Genomic DNA, 20,612 nt, shown 5'->3' with positions numbered 1-20,612 from the left:
GTAAGCTTCCATTAGGGTTTACTGGCGGGCGATCGAAAAAATCGATAAAATCGCAAAACCTGCCCGTAAGAACGGCTATCGGCGCACTCCTTTACCGGCCATTAACCCTAACAGGATGATAACGGACCCGATCCCAGATGTTTGCTGCGACGCCGCAGCGGCCAGTCGAAGGTACCTGTCCGGTCATGAAAAGCACTGCTTCCCTCTTTCGCGCACTGCTTGCCGTGTCGATGCTCGCGGGCTGCTCCAGCTATCGGCCGACGCCGGCCGCCTTTCACGAGGTCCTCGACCAGCCGTATCGTCTCGGCGCCGGCGACCGTGTTCGCGTCACCGTGTTCGAGCAGGAGGGCCTGACCAATAGCTATAGCGTCGACCAGTCCGGCTACATCTCCTTCCCACTGGTCGGCGCCATTCCGGCACGTGGCCACACCGCGCAGCAGATGGAAAAGGAGATCGCCGACAAACTGCGGCAGGGCTATCTGCGCGACCCCGATGTCTCGGTCGAGATCGATCGTTACCGTCCGATCTTCGTCATGGGCGAAGTGGGCGCCGCCGGCCAGTATTCCTATGTGCCCGGCCTGACTGTGCAGAAGGCCATCGCCATCGCCGGCGGCTTCACGCCACGTGCCAACCAGGAGAGCGTCGACATCACCCGCGACATCAACGGCAAGGTGATAACCGGCCGCGTGGTCACTTCCGATCCGCTGCTGCCGGGAGATACCGTCTACGTCCGCGAACGCCTGTTCTGAACAGACACCTCGTGGCGGGCAAGCTCAGGATCGTCCACTGCTTTCGCTCACCCGTCGGAGGAATTTTCCGGCACGTGCGCGACCTGACGGAAGCGCAGGTCGCCGCCGGCCACATGGTCGGCATCGTTTGCGACTCCACCACCGGCGGCGAACTCGAGGAGCGCCTGTTCGAGCAGATGAAGGGCACGCTGGCGCTCGGCATCCATCGCACGCCAATGCAGCGCCATGTCGGCCCGGGCGACGTGACCTCGGCGCGGCGCACCTACAGGATCATCAAGGAATTGCGGCCGGACGTGCTGCACGGGCACGGCGCCAAGGGTGGCGTCTATGCCCGTCTGTTCGGCTCATTGTTGCGGGTATCAAGGTCTCGCGTAGCCCGCCTCTATTCGCCGCATGGCGGCTCTCTCCACTATGACGAGAACACAGCCACCGGAAAGCTGTTCTTTGCGCTCGAGTATCTCATGGCGCGCTTCACCGACAGCCTGCTGTTCGTCTCCGACTACGAGCGGCGGACCTATCGCAGGAAGGTAGGCGAGCCGCCGATCCCGAACACGCTGGTCTACAATGGACTTCGCGCCACCGAATTCGAGACGGTTACCGCCGGGTCCGATGCGGCTGATTTCCTCTATATCGGCATGATGCGGGACCTCAAGGGCCCAGATATCTTCATCGATGCGCTGGCCGCCGTCGCTTCCCGGCTTGGCCGAGCACCGAGTGCCGTGATGGTCGGCGATGGGGACGACCTGCCCCGCTACCACGAGCAGGTGAAGCGCCTGGGGCTTGAAGGCAATGTCCGCTTCCTGCCGCCTATGCCGGCCCGGGAGGCCTTTGTCCTGGCGGCGCTCGTCGTCGTTCCCTCGCGTGCCGAGGCCATGCCCTATACCGCGCTGGAGGCACTTGCCGCGGCAAGACCAATGATTGCGACCTCGGTCGGCGGCATACCGGAGATTTTCGGTTCAGGCTCCCCCGCCCTGATCCGGCCGGATGCGGCCGAACTCGCCGATAAGATGAGCCAGGCGCTGGGCGACCTCGCCGCCTATCGCAAATTGATGCCCGATGAATCCACGCTCAGGGCGCGCTTCGGCGCCGACGTCATGGCCGCCGAAATCGAGAAGGCGTATTTCGCCGCGCTGGCAAACTAGTCCCAAGCTCTTCCAAAGCCATGGGTTGTTTCAAGGGTTTCTTAGCTCTCTTTTGCTAATCACCCTGGGGAAGCTTGCGGACTGTTCCATGAACGAGATCGACCCCGCGCACCGCTTTTCATCAGAAGCGGTCCGTAAATTCGACGGCCCTGCCGAAGGCGACAAGCCCGGCGGCATGAACGACGTTGCCCGACAGGTCGCGTCGCAATACCGGCGCGATACAATGTCGCCGATCATGGTCAGCGGCGTGCTGCGCATGGTCGAATTCGCGGTGCTGCTGGTCTCGGGGCTTTGCGTCTATTTCTACTATGTCGGATTCTTCAATTACCTGGCCTGGCAATATCCGCTGACGATCGCCGCCGCGTCGTTCCTCGCCGTGGTGCTGCTCGATGTCACGGATTGCTACCAGGTCGTATCCCTGATGCGGCCGATCGCCAATTTCGGGCGCATCCTGCTGGTCTGGGCCGGGACCTTCGCCCTGATGGCGTTGACGGCATTCGTCATGAAGATGTCGCAAGACTATTCGCGCCTGCTGTTCGGCACCTGGTTCGTCGTTGCCTTTGTCTGCCTCTTCGGCCTCAGGCTGGTGATGTCGAAGCTGATCCGGCGCTGGGCGCGCGATGGCAGCATGGAACGGCGCGCCGTCATCGTCGGTGGCGGCAAGGCGGCGGAAGTGCTCATCCGCTCGGTGGAAAAGCAGCCTTACAATGACATCCGCATCTGCGGCATCTTCGATGACCGCAACGACAAGCGTTCGCCAGCCCTCGTCGCCGGCTATCCCAAGCTCGGCACCATTTCGGAACTGATCGAATTCGCCCGCATCGCCCGCATCGACATGCTGATCGTGTCGTTGCCGCTGACCGCCGAATCGCGCGTGCTGCAATTGCTGAAGAAACTGTGGGTGCTGCCGGTCGACATCCGGCTGTCGGCGCATTCCAATGCGCTGCAGTTCCGTCCGCGCGCCTATTCCTACATCGGCTCGGTGCCGATGCTCGATATCTTCGACAAGCCGATCAACGATTGGGATTCGGTCGCCAAGCGCGCCTTCGACATCATCTTCAGCCTCATCGGCATCATCGCGTTCTCGCCCTTTATGCTGGCCACCGCCATCGCCATCAAGCTCGACAGCAAGGGACCGGTGCTGTTCAAGCAGAAGCGGCACGGCTTCAACAACGAGGTGATCGAAGTCTACAAATTCCGCTCTATGTACACCGACAGGTCGGACCCGACCGCCAAGCAGACGGTGACCAAGAACGATCCGCGCGTCACCCGTGTCGGCCGCTTCATCCGCAAGACCTCGATCGACGAGCTGCCGCAATTCTTCAACTCGCTGCTCGGCTCGCTCTCGCTCATCGGTCCGCGTCCGCACGCCATCGCCGCGCAGTCGCACAATTTGCTCTACAACGAAGTGGTCGATGGCTATTTCGCGCGCCACAAGGTCAAGCCAGGGGTCACCGGCTGGGCGCAGATCAATGGCTGGCGCGGCGAGATGGACACCAATGAAAAGATCCGCATGCGGACGGAGTATGACCTCTATTACATCGAGAACTGGTCGCTGCTGTTCGATTTGCGGATTCTGTTCCTGACGCCGATCCGGCTGCTCAATACGGAAAACGCCTATTGAGCGCGATCAGCCATGATCTGCCGCGCGCGGCGATCAACGCCAAGCTGATCACGCTGATTTCCTCGAGCGCGGTCGTGCTCGGCATTCTTCTGTCGGGCTTCGTCATCAGCGAGCCGGCGCCTTACGAAATTTACATGGCCGCGCTTATCGCCATCTGGGCCCTGTTCGGCCTGCGGATTTCGCGCGCGGCCATGCCGCTGCTGGTGCTGCTGGTGACCATGAACATCGGCGGCATGATCTCCATGACGCAGATGGCGGACCTCGCCTATACGCCGCTCTATCTCGCCGTGTCGCTGTTTCTCGCCTTCAGCGCGGTGTTCTTCGCATCGGTCACCGCAACGCAGCCGAACCTCTACCGGCTGATCTTCAATGCCTATGTCGTCTCGGCCGTGGCCACGTCGCTGCTTGGCATAGCAGGCTATTTCCACGCCTTCCCCGGCGCGGAAATGTTCACCAAGTACGACCGCGCCGCCGGTGCCTTCCAGGACCCGAACGTGTTCGGGCCGTTCCTGGTGCTGCCCGGCATCTACCTGCTCTATCTGCTGTTGACCGGACCGGTCACGCGCATGCCGCTGCTGGCCGTGCCGCTGCTGATCATCAGCGCCGGTATTTTCTTCTCGTTCTCGCGCGGCGCCTGGGGCATGTTCGCGGTCTCGGCCATCCTGCTCACCGGCTGCCTGTTCCTGCAGAGCGCCAGCGGCATGTTCCGGCTGCGCGTGGTGATCATGACCATCGCCGCCCTGTCGCTGCTGGCCGTCGCCATCATCGTCATATTGCAATTGCCCGGGGTGGCGGAGATGTTCTCCAGCCGCGCCCATCTCGAACAGAGCTACGACACCGCCCGCCTCGGCCGCTTCGCGCGCTACTCGATCGGTTTCCAGATGGCCATGGAGCACTCGTTCGGCATCGGGCCGCTGGTCTTCGGCAAGATCTACGGCGAGGACACACACGACATCTGGCTGAAAATGCTGATGGATTATGGCTGGCTCGGCTTCGTCTCGTTCCTGACGCTGGTCGCCTGGACGATTTCAGCCGGGTTCCGCATCCTGCTGCGCGACCGGCCGTGGCAGCCCTACCTGCTGTGCGCCTACGTCGCCTTCATCGGCAATATCGGGCTCGGCACCTTCATCGACATCGACCACTGGCGCCACATGTACCTGCTTCTCGGCTTGATCTGGGGCGCTATCGCCCTGGAATACCGCCATCAGCGGCTGTTGCGGCCGGTCTTGCCGGCCTCATTCGAACCAGCGATCGCGGCAAGATAATTATCGCGGAAATCGGTTGACCCGAGCGGGGTTATCACGATACATCGCGACCGGTCCGGAGTGTAGCGCAGCCCGGTAGCGCACTTGACTGGGGGTCAAGGGGTCGTCGGTTCGAATCCGGCCACTCCGACCATTTCGAAGCAGGACTTGCCCCCAAAAGTCCGCCCTGCCGCATCACCTAATTCTCGAATTGCCCGTTTTGCCCAGCTCAGCTCCTGATTGGATCCGGCGCTAACCTTGGCACACATCCACCCATTGCGCGCCAGTAAGCTCAACCATGCGCTGCGGTGCAACGCGCACCGCAGCGTTGGTGGCGCCGGCGGCGGGTACCACCTCGACGAATTTACGCAGCGAGACGTCGCAATAGACCGGCAGCGGTGACGGCAGGCCGAACGGACAGACACCGCCCACCGGATGGCTCGTGGCAGCGACAACCTCTTGCGCGTCCAGCATGCGCGGTTTGCCGCCGAACTGGTCCTTGAACTTGCGGTTATCCAGCCTGGCGATGCCGCTGGTCACGACCAGCATGGTGCGCTCGCCGACGCGAAGGCAGATGGTCTTGGCGATCTGCGCCGGCAACACGCCATGCGCCTCCGCCGCCAGCGTCACCGTCGCCGAACTTGCTTGCGTGACAATGATCTCGATGTCAGGCGCGTGAGCAGCAAAGAAGGCACCAACGGAATCCAGGCTCATATCGAAAAACTCACGGTTCCCGCTGCATGGCAGATGCGATCGGCGCGGATTTGGATGTCGCACCTATAAACACGTGCGATTTGCAGATCGGCAAGCCCGGCCTGCCGGAGAATGCCGACATCAACAAGAAACCCGCCAAGCGGGCCTTGGCGGGTTTCTTGGGCATGCCTGCCGCCGACCTATGCCTGGGGCCGGCCTTGTGCGGCCAGTGTCGGTGCAGAAGCAACTGGAGCGTCCTGCGGCAGACGAAGCGCGGACGCAATACGACGCAGCTTCGCCGGGTCGGCCGCCCGGCCGCTCTCGATGTCCTCGATCTCGTCGACCGAGAGGCCGCAGGTCAGGGAAAGCGCTTCGAGGCTGTATCCGCGCGTTTCCCGCATTGCCCTGAGGGTGTTGTAATCTGGCCCCATCTCGTTGGCTAATGGTTCGGAGAGGGCGTGGCTTTTTGCATTGTTGGGCATTGGCAACTCCGTTGGCTGAAAGCGTTTGATCAAAATGGGATGTTGCCTGAGACGGGCAGGAAGATGCCCTCTCGCCGGCGATTTGCCAAGCGCCAAACTGGCCGTCACGGGATCGTGAAGCGGACGTCCATGCGGCTGCCTCGCCCTGTCCCGATCAAGTTGTTTTGAACGCGTGAGCGGCTTTTGCCCGGCAGTTTCGCCCCACCCCGTTCGTTATCTCGATGTCGCTGGCGTGAAACCATCCCGTTCCAGCCAGCCTTTCCCAAAAGGATCCCCCAATGAACTTCAGGACATCCCTCTACGTGCTAGGCACGATTTCCATGCTTTCCGGTGTCGGCGTGGCCGGCGCGCAAGCGGCGGACGCATTGCGCGTGCGCGGCACGGTGGTCAGTTTCGAGCCGTCGCTGCTGACCGTGAAAACCCGTCAGGGCGATACTTCCGCGATCAAGCTGAAAGGCGGCTGGAAGCTTTCAGGCGTTGCCAGCGCGTCTGTAAAAGACATCAAGCAGGGCGATTTCGTCGGCATCGCCTCTGTCTCCAAGGCCGACGGCGGCAGCGGCGCGCTGGAAGTGGTGGTCTTTCCCGCGGCCTTGAAAGGCACTGGCGAGGGGGACCGCCCCTGGGACCTGCAGCCGAACAGCCGTATGACCAACGGCACCGTCGCCGACGTCACCGACATAAGCGGGCGGGCGGTGACGCTGACCTATGACAATGGGCAGACGAAGAAGATCTCTATACCCGACGGCACGCCTGTCGTCGCGTTCGCGCCGGCCGCGCCGGCCGATCTCAAGCCAAGCGCGACGGTTTTCGTTACCGCTCAGCGCGACGCTGACGGCACGCTGAGTGCCAGCCGCGTCGTGGTGGGAAACAATGGTGTGGTCCCGCCTATGTAGGCCAAAACGGACGACACGACTTTCGGCCTGCACCCTGGCAACGGTGCAGGCTTGCCCGGCAACAGTTCAGAAACAAAATTCTACAGTCGGGAAATACTGACGAAAAAATTCAGGAGCGTAATTCCATTCGCGGCGGTCGGGATATCGGCCCGATTGATGCCTGCCTGCGAAAGAAAGGAAACGATCCATGAAGAAGTCCCTCCTCTCGGCCCTCGGGCTTGCAGCTGCAATCGCTTTTGCGGTGCCGGCGGTCGGCGCGACGAGCGCGGACGCGGCCCCGATGGCAAAACATCATCACCACCATCACCATCACCATCACTACTACCACCACCAGCACCATCATCACCACACGAAGAAGATGACAAAGAAGACCTACTAAGCATACCAGACTGCCAGAGAAGACCGGTCTTGGCTTCCTGTTCGAGGCCGGTCTTCTCCGGTCATGCAATGCCTGGCCCGGACGACCCGGGCTAATCCGACTGCCGGATGGCGGCGACGGTCCAGCTGTAGCGACAACAAGCAAGTGCCTTTGACGCGACGCCAAACCGCGATACGGCAAGGGGTACTTCCAACCGGCACGCTGCGCCGGATCAGGCTTCGCCAACAAGGCCAGGGTATCCCCGATGACGGCCAAGGCCGATCTTTCCCGGACAGACCGCATTGTCCTGTCGGTCGCGCGATTGTGGCTGACGCTGCGCCATCCTGTCCTTGTCGTACGATTTGTCATGAAACTGGGCTATCTGCCCAATCCGGCCGCGCCCGTGCGCTATAACGAGCTTTTGCTTTGGCGAAAGATCCTCGATCGCAACCCGCTATTCGTGACGCTGACCGACAAGCTCGCGGCCAAGGCTCATATCCGGGAAACCTGCCGCGATGTCGCCGTGCCAAAGACGCTCTGGTCCGGGCGCGACCCTGCCGACCTTCCACCTGACCTGCTGACCGGAGACGTCGTGGTCAAGGCAAACCATGGCTGCGCCATGAACATTTTTGTCTCCAACGGCGAACCCGATCGCGCCGCCATCGTGCGCAAGGCCAGCCGCTGGCTCAAAAAACGCTACGGCCGGCGCAATGGCGAATGGGCCTATTGGCCTGTCGTACCGGCCGTTTTCGTGGAGGAGCCGCTGGCACTCAGCGGCGGGACGATCGCCACCGACATCAAGGTCCATCTCTGCAGCGGGGTGATATCCCATGTCTGGGTGGAGGATAAGCACGCCAAGCGCTCGCTGCTGTTCGACCGCGACGCCAATCCGTTGCCCGGCCGCGATCCAGACTATCCCGGGGAGGACCAGGCCTTGCCTGTCAATGCGCGGCTCGTCGCCTATGTCCGCCAGGCGATCTCGATCGCGCCCGGCATAGCCGGCGACCTCGATTATATCCGTATCGATTTTCTGGTCACCGACGATCGTCTCTATGCCGGCGAGGTCACCGTCTACTCGGCCGCCGGATATGGCACATGGACAAACCCGGCGATCGCCGGGGAAATCGAACGGCTGTGGCGGCTCGATCAATCCGCATTCTTGCGTCGGAAGCACAAACGGGCCGTACGCCTCTATGCCGACGCGCTTCGTGCCAGATGCCGGAGCGGCACTACAAATCGCTGATATGAATGAGAATGGCGGCCGGCCTGGAAAGGCGAGCCGCCATTTCTCAGGATTCCTTGTCCTGGGGTGGCAGTCAGCGCCGGCTAAACAGCAGGCTGGCGACGAGACCGAGCACGACAAGGCCGACCGCAGCGGCGGCCGCCGGATGGTCGCGTGCCGATGTCTCGATCACCCTGCCCTGTCTGCGGATTGCCGGCATGGCATCTCGCAGGCGCTCCGCAAGATCCGAATATGTATCAAGAGCAGCATCACGGCTGTCTTCATAATAAGCGCCACCCCGCTTTGACACTGCCTTGCGCAACGCCGCGAGTTCCCTCGAGAGAGCCGCGACCTGCTTTTCGAGGTCGATGTCCGAAAGGGTCGAAAATGAAGCCATCATGCGTTTCCTTGTCTTGCAGAAGGAAACGTAACGCCTCACCCGACCGCCGGTTCCGGTTTCAAGGCGTCAAAGCACCCGGTACTCGCGGTCAGCGCACCTGGTCAAGCAGACGCTTGCATTCCAGGAGGTCGAACAGCGCCTCCTGCAGCAGCGCGCGATTGTCACGCGAGAGTTTCGACGCGTCCGGCGCGACCGGACCTTCCTCGTCGCTCTTGCCCAGGCCGAAGAAGCGGCGGCTGGGCTTGACCCTTGGCTGGCCAACCAGTTCGTCATCTCCGCCGCGCGGCTGTGCAGCCGGCGTCAGCGGCACCTGGTCGGCCTGCTTGCGTTGCGAGATCGCCTCGACCGCGGCCATGTCGCCATTGCCGATGGCGACCAGGAAATGATTGCCGTTTTCGCGCAGCAGCTTCTGCACGCCCTTGATGGTGTAGCCCTGGTCATAGAGCATGTGGCGGATGCCCTTGATCAGTTCGACATCCTGCGGCCGGTAGTAGCGGCGGCCGCCGCCGCGCTTCATCGGCTTGATCTGGTTGAAGCGCGTCTCCCAGAAACGCAGCACATGCTGCGGCAGGTCGAGATCTTCCGCGACCTCGCTGATGGTGCGGAAGGCGTCGGGGCTCTTGTCCATGGGCGAAATCCTCACGCTGGAGCGTGGCCCGGAACGGTCTTCAGACGAGATCGCGCCCAACGAGGAGAAGAGCTTGTTCCGCCAGCGCGGAACAGATCATACGCCAGAACACCAATCCGGCCATACCGCCGAATCGGGCCTTATTTCAGCGGTTTGTGAAGCAATATTCAAGCCCGCCGTCATCGCCGCGCCGGTTTTCAACCGGGCAATGAAGGCTATTTGCCGCCCTTGGCCTTGCTGTTCTGGTGAGAACGCAAGATGCGGTTCTTCAACACGTTGGACGATTTGAAGGTCATCACCCGACGCGGCAGGATCGGAACTTCCTCGCCGGTCTTGGGATTGCGTCCGATGCGCTCATTCTTGGAGCGGACATGAAATGTCGCGAAGGACGACAGCTTCACTGTCTCGCCGCGCACGATCGCTTCACAGATTTCGTCCAGCACGGCCTCGACGAGTTCGGCGGACTCAGTGCGCGACAGGCCGACCTTTCTGTAGACGGCCTCGGCCAGGTCGGCGCGAGTAAGTGTTTTTCCCCCCATGCGACCGTCCCATCAGTTCAAACGTAAAATCGGCACAACAGCGGCAGAGCCTAAGTAATTGATCCGGCAAGGTCAAGGACCGAAACCGGACCGTTCTCCACTTACCAGCGAACCAGAACGGCGCCCCAGGTGAAGCCGCCGCCCATCGCCTCCAGGAGCACCAGGTCACCCTTCTTGATGCGGCCGTCGGCGACGGCCACCGACAGCGCCAGCGGTACGGAGGCAGCCGAGGTGTTACCGTGCAAATCGACGGTCACCACCACCTTTTGCTCTGCTATCCCGAGCTTTTTGGCTGAAGCGTCAATAATCCGTTTATTGGCCTGGTGAGGCACGAACCAATCAAGGTCTTCGGCGGTAATCCCAGCGGCCGAGAAGGTCGCCTCGATGACATCGGTGATCATGCCGACCGCGTGCTTGAAGACCTCGCGGCCTTCCATGCGCAAATGACCGACCGTTCCCGTCGTCGACGGCCCGCCGTCGACGAAAAGCTTCTCCTTGTGCGCGCCGTCGGAACGCAGGCTGGCCGCCAGCACGCCCCGGTCGGCGATCGTCCCGGCCCCCTCGCCCGCTTCCAGAACCAGCGCACCGGCGCCGTCGCCAAACAGCACGCAGGTCGAGCGATCACTCCAGTCGAGAATGCGCGAAAAGGTTTCCGAGCCGATCACCAGCACGCGCTTTGCCAGGCCACCGCGGATATAGAGGTCGGCTGTCGCCACCGCATAGACGAAGCCGGAGCACACCGCCTGCATATCGAAGGCAAAACCGTGATGCATACCGAGCCGGTTCTGGATTTCGACGGCAGTGGCGGGGAAGGTGTTGTTTGGCGTCGAAGTCGCCAGCACGATCAGATCGACGTCGTCCGGGGTCAATCCGGCATCGGCAAGGGCGGCGCGCGCCGCGGCCTCGCCCAGGGAAGCCGTCGTCTCGTCGTCAGCCGCGATATGGCGCTGGCGGATGCCGGTGCGCTGGGCGATCCACTCGTCGGAGGTCTCGACCATGCCTTCAAAATCGGCATTCTTCATGATGCGGCGGGGCAGCGCGGAGCCCGTGCCGCGCACAACTGATTTGATCAAAATTCTTTCCTATTCCTTTGCGTCGGTAACGACGTCGGATTTCCTAGATGTCAGGGCATGCGGGTTGCGCGCATGGAACAGATCGAGGTCGGCCTCGATGCGGTCGAGCAGATTGTTGCGCACCATGTCGTAGCCGAGTTCGATCGCCGCGGCGAAACCATCCGAATCGGCGCCGCCATGACTTTTGACGACGATGCCGTTCAGCCCCAGGAACACGCCGCCATTGGAGCGGCCGACATCCATCTTCTCGCGCAGGCGGTCGAAGGCGCCCTTGGCGAAGACATAGCCGATCTTGGCCATCAGCGTGCGGCTCATCGCGGCCCGCAGATAGCCGCCTATCTGGCGGGCGGTGCCTTCAGCCGTCTTCAGCGCGATGTTGCCGGCGAAGCCTTCCGTCACCACGACGTCGACCGTCCCCTTGCCGATGTCGTCGCCTTCGACGAAGCCATGGTAGTTCATCGAGGCCATGTTGGCTTCGCGCAACATGCGTCCCGCTTCCTTGACCTCTTCCTGGCCCTTGATCTCTTCCACGCCGACATTGAGCAGGCCGACCGTGGGCCGGGCGATGCCGAATACGGAACGCGCCATGCCGGTGCCGAGAATGGCAAAATCGATGAGTTGGTGCGCATCGGCGCCAATGGTGGCGCCCACATCCAGAACCACGCTTTCGCCACGCAATGTCGGCCACAATGCCGCAATCGCCGGGCGTTCGATGGTGGCCATGGTGCGCAGGCAGAATTTCGACATCGCCATCAGCGCGCCGGTGTTGCCGGCGGAAATGCATGCATCCGCGGCGCCCGATTTGACCGCCTCAACCGCCTTCCACATCGACGATTTCCAGCGGCCGTGGCGCAGCGCCTGGCTCGGTTTGTCGTCCATCCTGACCGCGATCTCGCAGTGGAAGAACTCGCTGACCTCGGCCAATTTGGGGAACTTGGCGAGTTCGGGGCGCACCAGTTCCTCACGTCCGTAGATGACGAAGCGGATGTCGGGACGGCGGGTCGCGACCGTCATGAGCGCTGGAATGACCACGGTTGGTCCGTGATCGCCGCCCATGGCATCGATGGAAATCCTGATCACGCGGTATTCATCTCACGGTTAGGCGGCAAGTCGTTTTAGTGATCGCAAAGGCTCGGCGAAAATAGCGGTTTTAGGCTGTCGCACAACCGGCTTTTCCGTCGCGGGCGAGGTTTTCAGGATTTTCCCAGCAAGGATCGCAGTTTTTGCTGAAATTCATTCTCCGCCGATCCGGTGTCGTCACCGGCATCAAGCGACGCGCCGGGCTTGCGCGGATAGGGGTCGATCGCCAATCCGAAGAACTGTTCGGCAAGCGCCCCGACATCGATGGTGTCGCCCGAAAATGTCTCGGGGCTATCGGGCCCATCCGCGTCGAGCAGAATTTCGCCGCCGCCATCGAATCCCTGCCGTCCGAGCTTGGAGTCCTCGGGCAAGAGCAGCGCCTCGACCGGCTCATCGATATGTGCCTGGACGGGGTCGAGCGTGACGATGCAGGCCTGGGTGATGTCTGCCTCGACACGGCCGCTGACCTTGACGCCATTGCGCTTCCACGACGTAACCAGCAGTTCTGCGCGATAGGCTTCGACCGACAGCAGCCCATGCGCCTCGGCGAGCGCGGCGCGCTGTGCGGGGTCGGCCTCGATCACCACGGGCAGCCCCTTCTGCGGCAACCGGGCGACATTGGCGAAAAAGGATACCGGACTTTGCATATCGGCGTGTTTCATCGATCAGCCTCCATTGGCTCCTGGAAATGCCACAGTGCCAGCAACGATCGATTCGCTCGGCTGCGCACTCAGTTGCCGGCTGGCGTCGGCGACATACCCGGCCAAACGCGATGCTTCCGGCCAGGCGCCGGCGTCGGGACGGACATTACGGGCAAGTGCCGCGGTCAGACCATCGTGATCGTTTCGTTCCAGAGCATCATCATAGGCGGCGGTGCGGCCATAGAACATCTTCGCCAGTTTCTTCATACGTTTTGGCACACCGACGTCGCCAATGCCCAGTTCCCGCAGCGAGTGATCGACATCGAGGAAGAACTCGTCGATCAGCACCTGGGCGATCTCCTGGGCCACGCCGTCCTCGCCGCGCAAGCGGTGCTGGACCAGGAACATGTGCAGCGAAAGCATCTCGAAACGGCCGAGCGGCGTGTCCGGCACATTCCAATGGGAATAAAAAGCAGTCTGCCGCGCCGCCGCCACGATTTGTGCGTAAAGCGCGTCGGTGATGGCGCGGTTGGCGTGGCGTTCGCGGCCAAGAAGGCGCTGGAACATGGGGATGGTCTCCGGGGACCGTTTGTTGAATTGGCCTTGTTGCATCGGCAAGCAAGCTGGTTTACCGGTTTTGCGGCCCAGCGCAAGTTGCGGCGATATAATGGAGAATTGTTGTTGCGCGCGCTGAATTTCAAGTCGACCTTCTCGTCCAGGCCCGCCGGCGCGATCTCGCTGCTGGTTGTCATATCGGCGCTCTCGGCATGCCACACCAACAAGATGATCGGTGACCTCAGCCCGAGCGAAACGTTCACGCAAGGGTATGTCTACGACCAGCAGGCCGTCGATTCGGTGCCCGTCGGTTCCAGCCGCGAACAGGTGCTTCTGGCGCTTGGCACGCCATCGACGACGGCGACGTTCGACAACGAGGCGTTTTATTACATTTCGCAAACCCGCAAACGCTATGTCGCCTTCGACAAGCCCAGGCTCGTCGACCAGAAAGTGCTCGCGGTCTATTTCGGTGCGGACGGCCGCGTCACCCAGATCGCCAACTACGGCTTGAAGGACGGCAAGATTTTCGACTTCATTTCGCGCACCACGCCGACCGGCGGCAAGGACCAGAACTTCCTCAGCCAGATCATCAACGGCGCCAGCAAGCTGGCCCCCGGCATTCCCGGCGGCACCCCCTGATCTTTAGATTCCTGCTTCCCTAGAATCCTGCTTCCCTGACTTTGGGGGAACGGAAATGTCTCAGGCGACCGAAAACCCGTGAGAGCGATCTCACGGGTTTTTGTTTGGCCAATGAGGAGCCGGCTCGTCAGGGGTGTGGCAAACCCATATCCAACCGTCCAGGCTTGGGGCTTGGACATGAGCAGTGACGACCGTGCGGTGCCGGATGGCTGGATGACGACGGGGACACCCGAGCGGCAGACAGTGACATCGGACTGGCTTGCCATCGATCCGCCGTCGATCGACGGCGTCAGGATCGAGGAAATCAGGCCGGTCGCAACGTCCAACCCGCGAGGATCGCTCCTCGCGGGTTCTTGATTTCAAGCGTTGAGCTATTTCAAGTTTCCGGGCTCCCGCTCAGCCGTGCGCGAGCACTGCCAGCAGCAGCAAGGCCACGATGTTGGTGATCTTGATCGCCGGGTTGACCGCCGGGCCGGCGGTGTCCTTGTAGGGATCGCCGACGGTGTCGCCGGTCACCGAAGCCTTGTGCGCCTCGGAGCCCTTGAGGTGCTTGACGCCGTCCTTGCCGGTGAAACCGTCCTCGAACGATTTCTTGGCGTTGTCCCAGGCGCCACCGCCCGAGGTCATCGAGATGGCAACGAACAGGCCATTGACAATGACGCCGAGGAGCGAGGCGCCAAGGGCAGCGAAGGCGGACGCCTTCGACCCCGAAATCAACAGCACCCCGAAATAGACGACGAGCGGCGCCAGCACGGGCAGCAGCGACGGGATGATCATCTCGCGGATCGCCGCCTTGGTCAGGAGATCGACCGCGCGGGCATAGTTCGGCTTCGAGGTACCGGCCATGATGCCCGGATCCTCGCGGAACTGCTTGCGCACCTCCTCGACGATGGCGCCAGCCGCGCGGCCGACGGCCGTCATGGCGATGCCGCCGAACAGGTAGGGAATGAGGCCGCCGAAGATCAGGCCGGCGACGACGTAAGGGTTGGAGAGATCGAAGGAGATTTCGCCCATGCCCTGGAAGTAAGGATACTTGTCGCCATTGGCGGCAAAGAACTTCAGGTCGTTCGAATAGGCCGCGAACAGCACCAATGCGCCGAGGCCGGCCGAACCGATGGCGTAGCCCTTGGTCACCGCCTTGGTGGTGTTGCCGACCGCGTCGAGCGCGTCGGTGGAGTGACGCACTTCCTTGGGCAGGCCTGCCATTTCGGCGATGCCGCCGGCATTGTCGGTGACCGGGCCGAAGGCGTCGAGCGCCACGATCATGCCGGCAAGGCCGAGCATGGTGGTGACGGCGATCGCCGTGCCGTAGAGACCGGCAAGCTGGTAGGTCGAGATGATGCCACCGACGATGACGATCGCCGGCAGCGCCGTCGATTCCAGCGAGACCGCGAGGCCCTGGATGACGTTGGTGCCATGTCCGGTCACCGATGCCTGGGCAATCGAGTTGACCGGACGCTTGTTAGTGCCGGTGTAGTATTCGGTGATCACCACGATAAGGCCGGTCACCACGAGGCCGATGAGGCCGCAGATGAACAGGTTCTTGCCGGTGATGACGATGCCGGCGACCGTGCCGACCTCGCCCCAGCCGAGCGTGGCCGAGGTGGCGACGCCGAGACCCACGATCGACAGCAGGCCGGTCACGATCAGGCCCTTGTAGAGCGCGCCCATGATCGAGCCGTTGGAGCCGAGCTTGACGAAGAAGGTGCCGACGATCGAGGTCAGGATGCAGGCGCCGCAGATGGCGAGCGGATAGAGCATCGCCGCACCAAGGATGGCGGTGCCGCCAAAGAAGATGGCGCCCAGCACCATGGTGGCGACAACCGTCACGGCATAGGTCTCGAACAGGTCGGCGGCCATGCCGGCGCAGTCGCCGACATTGTCGCCGACATTGTCGGCGATGGTGGCCGGGTTGCGCGGATCATCCTCCGGAATACCGGCTTCGACCTTGCCGACCAGATCGCCGCCGACATCGGCGCCCTTGGTGAAAATGCCGCCGCCGAGGCGGGCGAAGATCGAGATCAGCGAGGCGCCGAAGCCGAGCGAAACCAGCGAGTCGATTACAATGCGGTCGTTGGGCTGGAGGCCGAGGAACTGGGTAAGGATGAGGTAGTAGATCGAAACGCCAAGCAGGGCCAGGCCAGCCACCAGCATGCCGGTGATGGCGCCCGACTTGAAGGCGATGTCGAGGCCGGCGGCAAGGCTGTTGGAAGCCGCTTGCGCGGTGCGCACATTGGCGCGCACCGAAACATGCATGCCGATGAAGCCGGCGGCGCCCGACAGAACGGCGCCGATCAGGAAGCCGATGGCGGCGGTGATCGACAGCAGCCACCAGGCGAGCACGAGCACGACCACGCCGACGATGGCGATGGTGGTGTACTGGCGCGCCAGGTAGGCCTGCGCGCCTTCGCGAATGGCGGCGGAGATTTCCTGCATGCGCGCGTTGCCCTGATCGGCCGCAAGGACCGAACGTGTCGCCCATATGGCGTAAAGGACAGACAACAAGCCGCAGGCGATGACGGCGGAAATTATGGTCATTGCCGGGTTTTCCTCGATTGTTGGCCCAAAAGAACCCCTCCCTGGGCCGTTGAGACAAAGACGGAATCCCGTGCATGGAATCCCCCTCTTCGCATCGGTGTATGCGAAACAGGGCTGCGAACGTCAAGATATTGTTCGATTTTTGCCCGGCTTTCGCCCAAAAGGTCCAGGCGGGCGAGTGTGGGTCGCGATCGCCCGGCGGTTAGATCGATTGAAATCGATCCCGACCATCGGGCATGGTCAGTCCGCTTCCCTGCCCATGCGCCGCGCCGCGTAGCGCTCGACCGCGGACAGTCCATCATAGATCAGCACGGCAAGCGCCGCGACGATCAGACCGCCCTGCAGGATGAAGGCCAGATTGTTCGACAGCAAGCCGGCGATGATCACTTCGCCGAGCGTCCTGGCGGCCACCGTAGAGCCGATGGTGGCGGTGGCGAGGCTGATCACCACCGACAGCCTGATGCCGCCAAGGATGATCGGCGCGCTGAGCGGCAGTTCGACCTTGGTGAGCCTTTGCCAGCCAGTCATGCCGGCGCCACGCGCCGCCTCGACGACATTGGCCGGCAGCGTCGTCAGCCCGGTCAGCGCGTTCTCGAAGATCGGCAGCAGGCCATAGAGAAACAGCGCGATCAACGTCGGCTTCTCGCCGAAGCCGACGGCCGGCACGGCGAGCGCCAGCACCGCCACCGGCGGAAAGGTCTGGCCGATATTGACCAGGCTGCGCGACAGCGGCAGGAATTCAGCGCCGGCAGGCCGGGTCACCAGGATGGCAAGCGCCACAGCGACGATGGTGGCCGCGACGGTCGCGATCAGCACGGTGCGCAGATGCAGCAGCGTAAGCGTCAGCAGGCTGCCTTGATTGTAGATCGCGGGAGCGTTGTTTTCGGTCAGCGGCTTCAGCAACGGCTCGAACCAACCCGGGCTGGTGATGAAGGCAACGAGCAACACCACCAGTGCAAGCCTGAGCAGCAGAGGCAGCCAGGCTTTCATGCCGGCCTCGCCGCCCGCTTGATCAGGCCATCCACGGTGACGCGACCGAGCGGCTTGCCGTCGGCGCCCTTCACCGGCAGCGCCGGTCTGCCGGACCAGAGAAGTTCCGCGAGCGCGTCACGCTGGCTGGCGTCGCCGGGGATCGCCTCGCCTTCGGCCCCGCCCTGCTCCACGGCGTCGCGCACTCGCCCGAGCGACAGCAGCCTGAATGGCCTTTCGCTGGCGCCAACCAGCGTCTCGACAAAGGCGTTGGCCGGCCTCGCCAGGATCTCCGCCGGCCTTGCATATTGCACGAGCTTGCCGGCATCCATCACCGCGATCCTGTCGCCCATATGCACGGCCTCCTCCATGTCATGGGTGACGAGGATGATGGTGGTGCCGAAGCGCTTCTGGATCGCCAGCAGATCCTCTTGCGCCTTGGTGCGGATGATCGGGTCGAGCGCGCCGAACGGCTCGTCCATCAAAAGCACGTTGGGCTCGGCGGCGAGTGCGCGGGCAACGCCAACGCGCTGCTGCTGACCGCCGGACAGTTCGTGCGGATAGCGCGGCCCGAACTCCTGGGGGTCGAGCTGGTAGAGCGTCATCAGTTCATCCACGCGGGCCTTGATGCGCGCCTTGTCCCAGCCAAGCAGCACCGGCACGGTGGCGATATTCTGCGCCACGGTGCGATGCGGAAACAGGCCGTGGCCCTGGATGGCGTAGCCGATGCTGCGGCGCAGTTCGTAACCGGGCACCGATCGATTGTCGGCGCCGTCGAGCTTGATGACGCCTGACGTCGGTTCGACCAGCCGGTTGATCATACGCAGCAGCGTCGTCTTGCCGGAACCCGAGGTGCCGACAATGACGGCGATGGTGCGCGGCTCGATGACCATTGAAACGTTGTCGACGACCGTCGTCGCGTCATAGCGCTTGGTGATGCCTTCGATCTCGATCATGCCGTTTCTACCCTGCGCTTGGTGGCGGTCATTTCGATCACCGCGTCGAGGATGATGGCGGCGGCAAAGGCGAGCGCGACGGTCGGCACTGCGCCGAGCAGCACCAGGTCCATCGCCGTCTGGCCAACGCCCTGGAACACGAACACGCCAAAACCACCGCCGCCGATCAGCGCGGCGATGGTGGCAAGGCCGATATTCTGCACCAGGACAATGCGGATGCCGGTCAGGATCACCGGAAAGGCCAGCGGAAACTCGACACCGAACAGGCGCTGGCGATCGGTCATGCCCATGCCCCGCGCCGCGTCATTGGCGGCACGCGGCACGCCGGCAAGGCCGACCACGGTGTTGGCCACCACCGGCAGCAGCGAATAGAGAAACAGCGCGACGAAGGCGGGGGCCGTGCCGATGCCCCTGATGCCGAGCGCGGCGGCGCCCGGCACATGGGTTGCGACCCAGCCGAGCGGCGCGATCAGCAGGCCGAACAGCGCGATCGAAGGAATGGTCTGTATGATGTTCAAGACGTTGAGGGCGCCGGCCCGCAGGCTTTCGACGCGGTGGCACAGGATGCCGAGCGGCAGGCCGACGATCACGGCGACAAGCAGAGAGCCGAGCGCCAGGGTCACATGTTTGGAGCCTTCGGCCCAAAAGCTGCCGGCGCGGTTGGAATACTCCTTGAGGATCGAGAGGCTGTCCCAGCGTCCCGAAATCAGCAGCAAGCCGATGGCTAGCGCCGCAACGACAAGCACGCCGACGCGCGACCAAGGCGACAGGTTGAGCCGGGTCAGCACGTCGGCGAGCAAAAGCGTGAAGGCGAAGATGAGAATCCAGAAGCCGGAGGCCGGCGAGACCCTGGCAAAGGTGTTGCCGGCCGGAGTGAGGTATGTTCCGGCGACGCCGATGAGCAGCGCCAGCGCGACAAGCGCCACGACGCTGGCTGCAAGGCGCAAGATCAGCGGCGTCCTGAGCAGGGCGACAAAACCGGCCAGGACGAGGATCGCCAAAAGCAGCGGACCGGTCGTTGCCGGCAGAGCCTCGAGGATCGAACGTGCCTGACCGGGAACGATGCGGTTGGCGCGGAAGGTGGCGAACGGTGCGAGAAACGCGGCGTAGGCAGCGAGCGCGGCGATGACGACGCCGAGCTTGTCGAAACGGGGGCTCATAAGGCGCCTCGCACTGACGTCACTTATCGACGCGTAGCTACTTCAAAAACCCGTTCTTTTTCAAAAAGTCCTCGGCGACGCCCTTGACCGGCTCGCCGCCCACCTGCACGCGTCCATTGAGCTCCTGCAGGGTGACGAGATCGAGCTTGGCGAAGACCGGCTTCAGCAGCGTCTCGATCTCCGGATGCTCCTTCAGCACGGATTCGCGGATGATCGGCGCCGGCTGGTAGACCGGCTGCACGCCCTTGTCGTCGGTCAACACGACGAGGCCCGATGGTCCGATGCCGCCATCGGTGCCGTAGACCATGGCGGCATTGGCGCCGCTGGTCTGGTTGGCGGCCGCCGCGATGGTCGCGGCCGTATCGCCACCCGAGAGGGTGATCAGCTGGTCAGGCTTCAGCGTGAAGCCATAGGTGGTCTGGAAGGCTGGAAGGGCCGCCGCCGAATTGACGAACTCGGCGGAGGCCGCCAGCACCACCTTGCCGCCGCCGGCGACATATTTGCCGAAGTCCGAGAGCGTGACGAGCTTGTTCTCGTCGGTCACTTCCTTGCGCAGGGCGATCGCCCAGGTGTTGTTGGCCGGCGCCGGCGACAGCCAGACGATCTTGTTGGCGTCGTAGTCGAGCTTCTTGGCCGTCTCATAGGCCTTGGCGGCATCCTTCCACGCGGGATCATCGGCCTTCTCGAAGAAGAAGGCGGCATTGCCGGTGTATTCGGGATAGATGTCGATCTCGCCGGCGGTGATCGCCTTGCGCACCACCGGCGTGCCGCCCAGCTGGATGCGATCCGTGGTCTTGATGTTGTTGGCGTTGAAAACGAGCTGGATAATGTTGCCAAGCACGCCACCCTCGGTGTCGATCTTCGAGGAGACGACGACCTGAGCGCTCGCGGAAGCCGCCGTGATGGCGAGCGCGATGGCCGCGCTGGCCAGAACCTTGACTGAGAACATGGTGAAAATCCCTTGCTGTGAACCGGAATGCGGTGGCCGCATATGAGCATGGCTTCAACGGCCAGTCGGGGCACACGG

At 62.9% G+C, this 20,612-nt stretch carries 23 protein-coding genes and 1 tRNA gene; 10 read left to right on the top strand and 14 right to left on the bottom strand.

Annotation, left to right across the window (positions count from 1 at the left end; translation table 11 throughout):
• The first annotated feature begins 185 nt into the window (after positions 1-185).
• The 5 genes from EN824_RS11025 to EN824_RS11005 all read left to right on the top strand — a co-directional run bounded on the left by EN824_RS11025 (position 186) and on the right by EN824_RS11005 (position 4,913).
• A complete protein-coding gene (locus tag EN824_RS11025; RefSeq protein ID WP_127279587.1) occupies positions 186-749 on the top strand; it encodes a polysaccharide biosynthesis/export family protein in 564 nt (187 codons plus the stop codon).
• A gap of 11 nt (positions 750-760) precedes the next feature.
• Positions 761-1,891 (top strand): glycosyltransferase, encoded by a 1,131-nt coding sequence (locus EN824_RS11020; RefSeq protein ID WP_135932240.1) that lies wholly within the window; start codon positions 761-763, stop codon positions 1,889-1,891.
• Between the two features lie 88 nt (positions 1,892-1,979).
• Positions 1,980-3,515, top strand: coding sequence for an undecaprenyl-phosphate glucose phosphotransferase (locus tag EN824_RS11015; protein WP_135864061.1), 1,536 nt, complete (start codon positions 1,980-1,982; stop codon positions 3,513-3,515).
• Positions 3,512-4,780, top strand: a complete 1,269-nt coding sequence (locus EN824_RS11010; RefSeq protein WP_135932239.1) for an O-antigen ligase family protein — start codon at positions 3,512-3,514, stop codon at positions 4,778-4,780. Before EN824_RS11015 ends, EN824_RS11010 begins: the two co-directional genes overlap by 4 nt.
• A gap of 56 nt (positions 4,781-4,836) precedes the next feature.
• A tRNA-Pro gene (locus EN824_RS11005) sits at positions 4,837-4,913 on the top strand.
• A gap of 98 nt (positions 4,914-5,011) precedes the next feature.
• On the opposite strand, the gene EN824_RS11000 is transcribed toward EN824_RS11005, so the two are convergent.
• Complete coding sequence (locus EN824_RS11000; protein ID WP_135932238.1) at positions 5,012-5,473, bottom strand: YbaK/EbsC family protein; 462 nt, start codon at positions 5,471-5,473, stop codon at positions 5,012-5,014.
• A 179-nt stretch (positions 5,474-5,652) separates the two neighbouring features.
• A complete protein-coding gene (locus EN824_RS10995; protein WP_135932237.1) occupies positions 5,653-5,934 on the bottom strand; it encodes a helix-turn-helix transcriptional regulator in 282 nt (93 codons plus the stop codon).
• A gap of 278 nt (positions 5,935-6,212) precedes the next feature.
• Between EN824_RS10995 and EN824_RS10990 the strand changes: the two genes are divergently transcribed.
• The 3 genes from EN824_RS10990 (at position 6,213) to EN824_RS10980 (ending at position 8,428) form a co-directional block, all read left to right on the top strand.
• A complete protein-coding gene (locus EN824_RS10990; RefSeq protein ID WP_135932236.1) occupies positions 6,213-6,827 on the top strand; it encodes a hypothetical protein in 615 nt (204 codons plus the stop codon).
• Between the two features lie 187 nt (positions 6,828-7,014).
• Positions 7,015-7,206 (top strand): hypothetical protein, encoded by a 192-nt coding sequence (locus EN824_RS10985; protein WP_135932235.1) that lies wholly within the window; start codon positions 7,015-7,017, stop codon positions 7,204-7,206.
• Positions 7,207-7,450: 244 nt separating this feature from the next.
• Entirely contained in the window at positions 7,451-8,428 is a 978-nt protein-coding gene (locus tag EN824_RS10980) for an ATP-grasp fold amidoligase family protein (protein ID WP_135864055.1), read from the top strand.
• A gap of 73 nt (positions 8,429-8,501) precedes the next feature.
• On the opposite strand, the gene EN824_RS10975 is transcribed toward EN824_RS10980, so the two are convergent.
• The 7 genes from EN824_RS10975 to EN824_RS10945 all read right to left on the bottom strand — a co-directional run bounded on the left by EN824_RS10975 (position 8,502) and on the right by EN824_RS10945 (position 13,335).
• Positions 8,502-8,804: a hypothetical protein gene (locus EN824_RS10975; protein ID WP_135932234.1), complete on the bottom strand. Its 303-nt coding sequence runs from the start codon at positions 8,802-8,804 to the stop codon at positions 8,502-8,504.
• A 91-nt stretch (positions 8,805-8,895) separates the two neighbouring features.
• Positions 8,896-9,435, bottom strand: a complete 540-nt coding sequence (locus tag EN824_RS10970) for a MerR family transcriptional regulator (RefSeq protein ID WP_127280880.1) — start codon at positions 9,433-9,435, stop codon at positions 8,896-8,898.
• A 215-nt stretch (positions 9,436-9,650) separates the two neighbouring features.
• Positions 9,651-9,974 carry an integration host factor subunit alpha gene (locus EN824_RS10965; protein ID WP_010915609.1) on the bottom strand — a complete coding sequence of 108 codons (324 nt, stop codon included), beginning with the start codon at positions 9,972-9,974 and terminating at the stop codon, positions 9,651-9,653.
• Positions 9,975-10,075: 101 nt separating this feature from the next.
• A complete protein-coding gene (locus tag EN824_RS10960; RefSeq protein WP_135932233.1) occupies positions 10,076-11,047 on the bottom strand; it encodes a beta-ketoacyl-ACP synthase III in 972 nt (323 codons plus the stop codon).
• 9 nt (positions 11,048-11,056) lie between these two features.
• A complete protein-coding gene (gene plsX / locus EN824_RS10955) occupies positions 11,057-12,127 on the bottom strand; it encodes a phosphate acyltransferase PlsX (RefSeq protein WP_127869623.1) in 1,071 nt (356 codons plus the stop codon).
• A gap of 113 nt (positions 12,128-12,240) precedes the next feature.
• Entirely contained in the window at positions 12,241-12,789 is a 549-nt protein-coding gene (locus EN824_RS10950) for a DUF177 domain-containing protein (protein ID WP_135864048.1), read from the bottom strand.
• Between the two features lie 3 nt (positions 12,790-12,792).
• Positions 12,793-13,335: a ubiquinol-cytochrome C chaperone family protein gene (locus EN824_RS10945; RefSeq protein ID WP_135864046.1), complete on the bottom strand. Its 543-nt coding sequence runs from the start codon at positions 13,333-13,335 to the stop codon at positions 12,793-12,795.
• 114 nt (positions 13,336-13,449) lie between these two features.
• On the opposite strand from EN824_RS10945, the gene EN824_RS10940 reads away from it, so the two are divergent.
• Both EN824_RS10940 and EN824_RS10935 read left to right on the top strand, forming a co-directional pair.
• On the top strand, positions 13,450-13,962 hold the full coding sequence (locus EN824_RS10940; protein WP_135864044.1) for an outer membrane protein assembly factor BamE: 513 nt from the start codon (positions 13,450-13,452) through the stop codon (positions 13,960-13,962).
• Between the two features lie 177 nt (positions 13,963-14,139).
• On the top strand, positions 14,140-14,319 hold the full coding sequence (locus tag EN824_RS10935; RefSeq protein ID WP_245512028.1) for a hypothetical protein: 180 nt from the start codon (positions 14,140-14,142) through the stop codon (positions 14,317-14,319).
• A gap of 39 nt (positions 14,320-14,358) precedes the next feature.
• Here EN824_RS10935 and EN824_RS10930 read toward each other — a convergent pair whose 3' ends face one another.
• From EN824_RS10930 to EN824_RS10910, 5 genes are all read right to left on the bottom strand, one after another.
• Positions 14,359-16,500, bottom strand: a complete 2,142-nt coding sequence (locus tag EN824_RS10930) for a sodium-translocating pyrophosphatase (RefSeq protein ID WP_135864041.1) — start codon at positions 16,498-16,500, stop codon at positions 14,359-14,361.
• 240 nt (positions 16,501-16,740) lie between these two features.
• Entirely contained in the window at positions 16,741-17,490 is a 750-nt protein-coding gene (locus EN824_RS10925) for an ABC transporter permease (RefSeq protein WP_127279858.1), read from the bottom strand.
• Positions 17,487-18,425: an ABC transporter ATP-binding protein gene (locus tag EN824_RS10920; protein WP_127279857.1), complete on the bottom strand. Its 939-nt coding sequence runs from the start codon at positions 18,423-18,425 to the stop codon at positions 17,487-17,489. Before EN824_RS10920 ends, EN824_RS10925 begins: the two co-directional genes overlap by 4 nt.
• Positions 18,422-19,585, bottom strand: coding sequence for an ABC transporter permease (locus EN824_RS10915; RefSeq protein ID WP_135932232.1), 1,164 nt, complete (start codon positions 19,583-19,585; stop codon positions 18,422-18,424). The genes EN824_RS10920 and EN824_RS10915 overlap by 4 nt, the downstream gene beginning before the upstream one ends.
• Before the next feature lie 37 nt (positions 19,586-19,622).
• Positions 19,623-20,534, bottom strand: coding sequence for an ABC transporter substrate-binding protein (locus EN824_RS10910; protein WP_127279855.1), 912 nt, complete (start codon positions 20,532-20,534; stop codon positions 19,623-19,625).
• Positions 20,535-20,612 lie beyond the last annotated feature (78 nt).

Source organism: Mesorhizobium sp. M8A.F.Ca.ET.181.01.1.1 (assembly GCF_004792025.1).
Classification (GTDB): Bacteria; Pseudomonadota; Alphaproteobacteria; order Rhizobiales; family Rhizobiaceae; genus Mesorhizobium.
Note: the sequence above shows the minus strand (reverse complement) of the source record. Positions and strands in the feature narration are given on the sequence as shown.

What these genes read in the sequence shown, in the direction of transcription:
- EN824_RS11025 (WP_127279587.1), top strand. Translation starts at nt 186, where the DNA reads ATGAAAAGCACTGCTTCCCTCTTTCGCGCACTGCTTGCCGTGTCGATG.
- EN824_RS11015 (WP_135864061.1), top strand. Translation starts at nt 1,980, where the DNA reads ATGAACGAGATCGACCCCGCGCACCGCTTTTCATCAGAAGCGGTCCGT.
- EN824_RS11000 (WP_135932238.1), bottom strand. Translation starts at nt 5,473, where the DNA reads ATGAGCCTGGATTCCGTTGGTGCCTTCTTTGCTGCTCACGCGCCTGAC.
- EN824_RS10995 (WP_135932237.1), bottom strand. Translation starts at nt 5,934, where the DNA reads ATGCCCAACAATGCAAAAAGCCACGCCCTCTCCGAACCATTAGCCAAC.
- EN824_RS10990 (WP_135932236.1), top strand. Translation starts at nt 6,213, where the DNA reads ATGAACTTCAGGACATCCCTCTACGTGCTAGGCACGATTTCCATGCTT.
- EN824_RS10985 (WP_135932235.1), top strand. Translation starts at nt 7,015, where the DNA reads ATGAAGAAGTCCCTCCTCTCGGCCCTCGGGCTTGCAGCTGCAATCGCT.
- EN824_RS10980 (WP_135864055.1), top strand. Translation starts at nt 7,451, where the DNA reads ATGACGGCCAAGGCCGATCTTTCCCGGACAGACCGCATTGTCCTGTCG.
- EN824_RS10975 (WP_135932234.1), bottom strand. Translation starts at nt 8,804, where the DNA reads ATGGCTTCATTTTCGACCCTTTCGGACATCGACCTCGAAAAGCAGGTC.
- EN824_RS10970 (WP_127280880.1), bottom strand. Translation starts at nt 9,435, where the DNA reads ATGGACAAGAGCCCCGACGCCTTCCGCACCATCAGCGAGGTCGCGGAA.
- EN824_RS10965 (WP_010915609.1), bottom strand. Translation starts at nt 9,974, where the DNA reads ATGGGGGGAAAAACACTTACTCGCGCCGACCTGGCCGAGGCCGTCTAC.
- EN824_RS10950 (WP_135864048.1), bottom strand. Translation starts at nt 12,789, where the DNA reads ATGAAACACGCCGATATGCAAAGTCCGGTATCCTTTTTCGCCAATGTC.
- EN824_RS10945 (WP_135864046.1), bottom strand. Translation starts at nt 13,335, where the DNA reads ATGTTCCAGCGCCTTCTTGGCCGCGAACGCCACGCCAACCGCGCCATC.
- EN824_RS10935 (WP_245512028.1), top strand. Translation starts at nt 14,140, where the DNA reads ATGAGCAGTGACGACCGTGCGGTGCCGGATGGCTGGATGACGACGGGG.
- EN824_RS10930 (WP_135864041.1), bottom strand. Translation starts at nt 16,500, where the DNA reads ATGACCATAATTTCCGCCGTCATCGCCTGCGGCTTGTTGTCTGTCCTT.
- EN824_RS10925 (WP_127279858.1), bottom strand. Translation starts at nt 17,490, where the DNA reads ATGAAAGCCTGGCTGCCTCTGCTGCTCAGGCTTGCACTGGTGGTGTTG.
- EN824_RS10920 (WP_127279857.1), bottom strand. Translation starts at nt 18,425, where the DNA reads ATGATCGAGATCGAAGGCATCACCAAGCGCTATGACGCGACGACGGTC.
- EN824_RS10915 (WP_135932232.1), bottom strand. Translation starts at nt 19,585, where the DNA reads ATGAGCCCCCGTTTCGACAAGCTCGGCGTCGTCATCGCCGCGCTCGCT.
- EN824_RS10910 (WP_127279855.1), bottom strand. Translation starts at nt 20,534, where the DNA reads ATGTTCTCAGTCAAGGTTCTGGCCAGCGCGGCCATCGCGCTCGCCATC.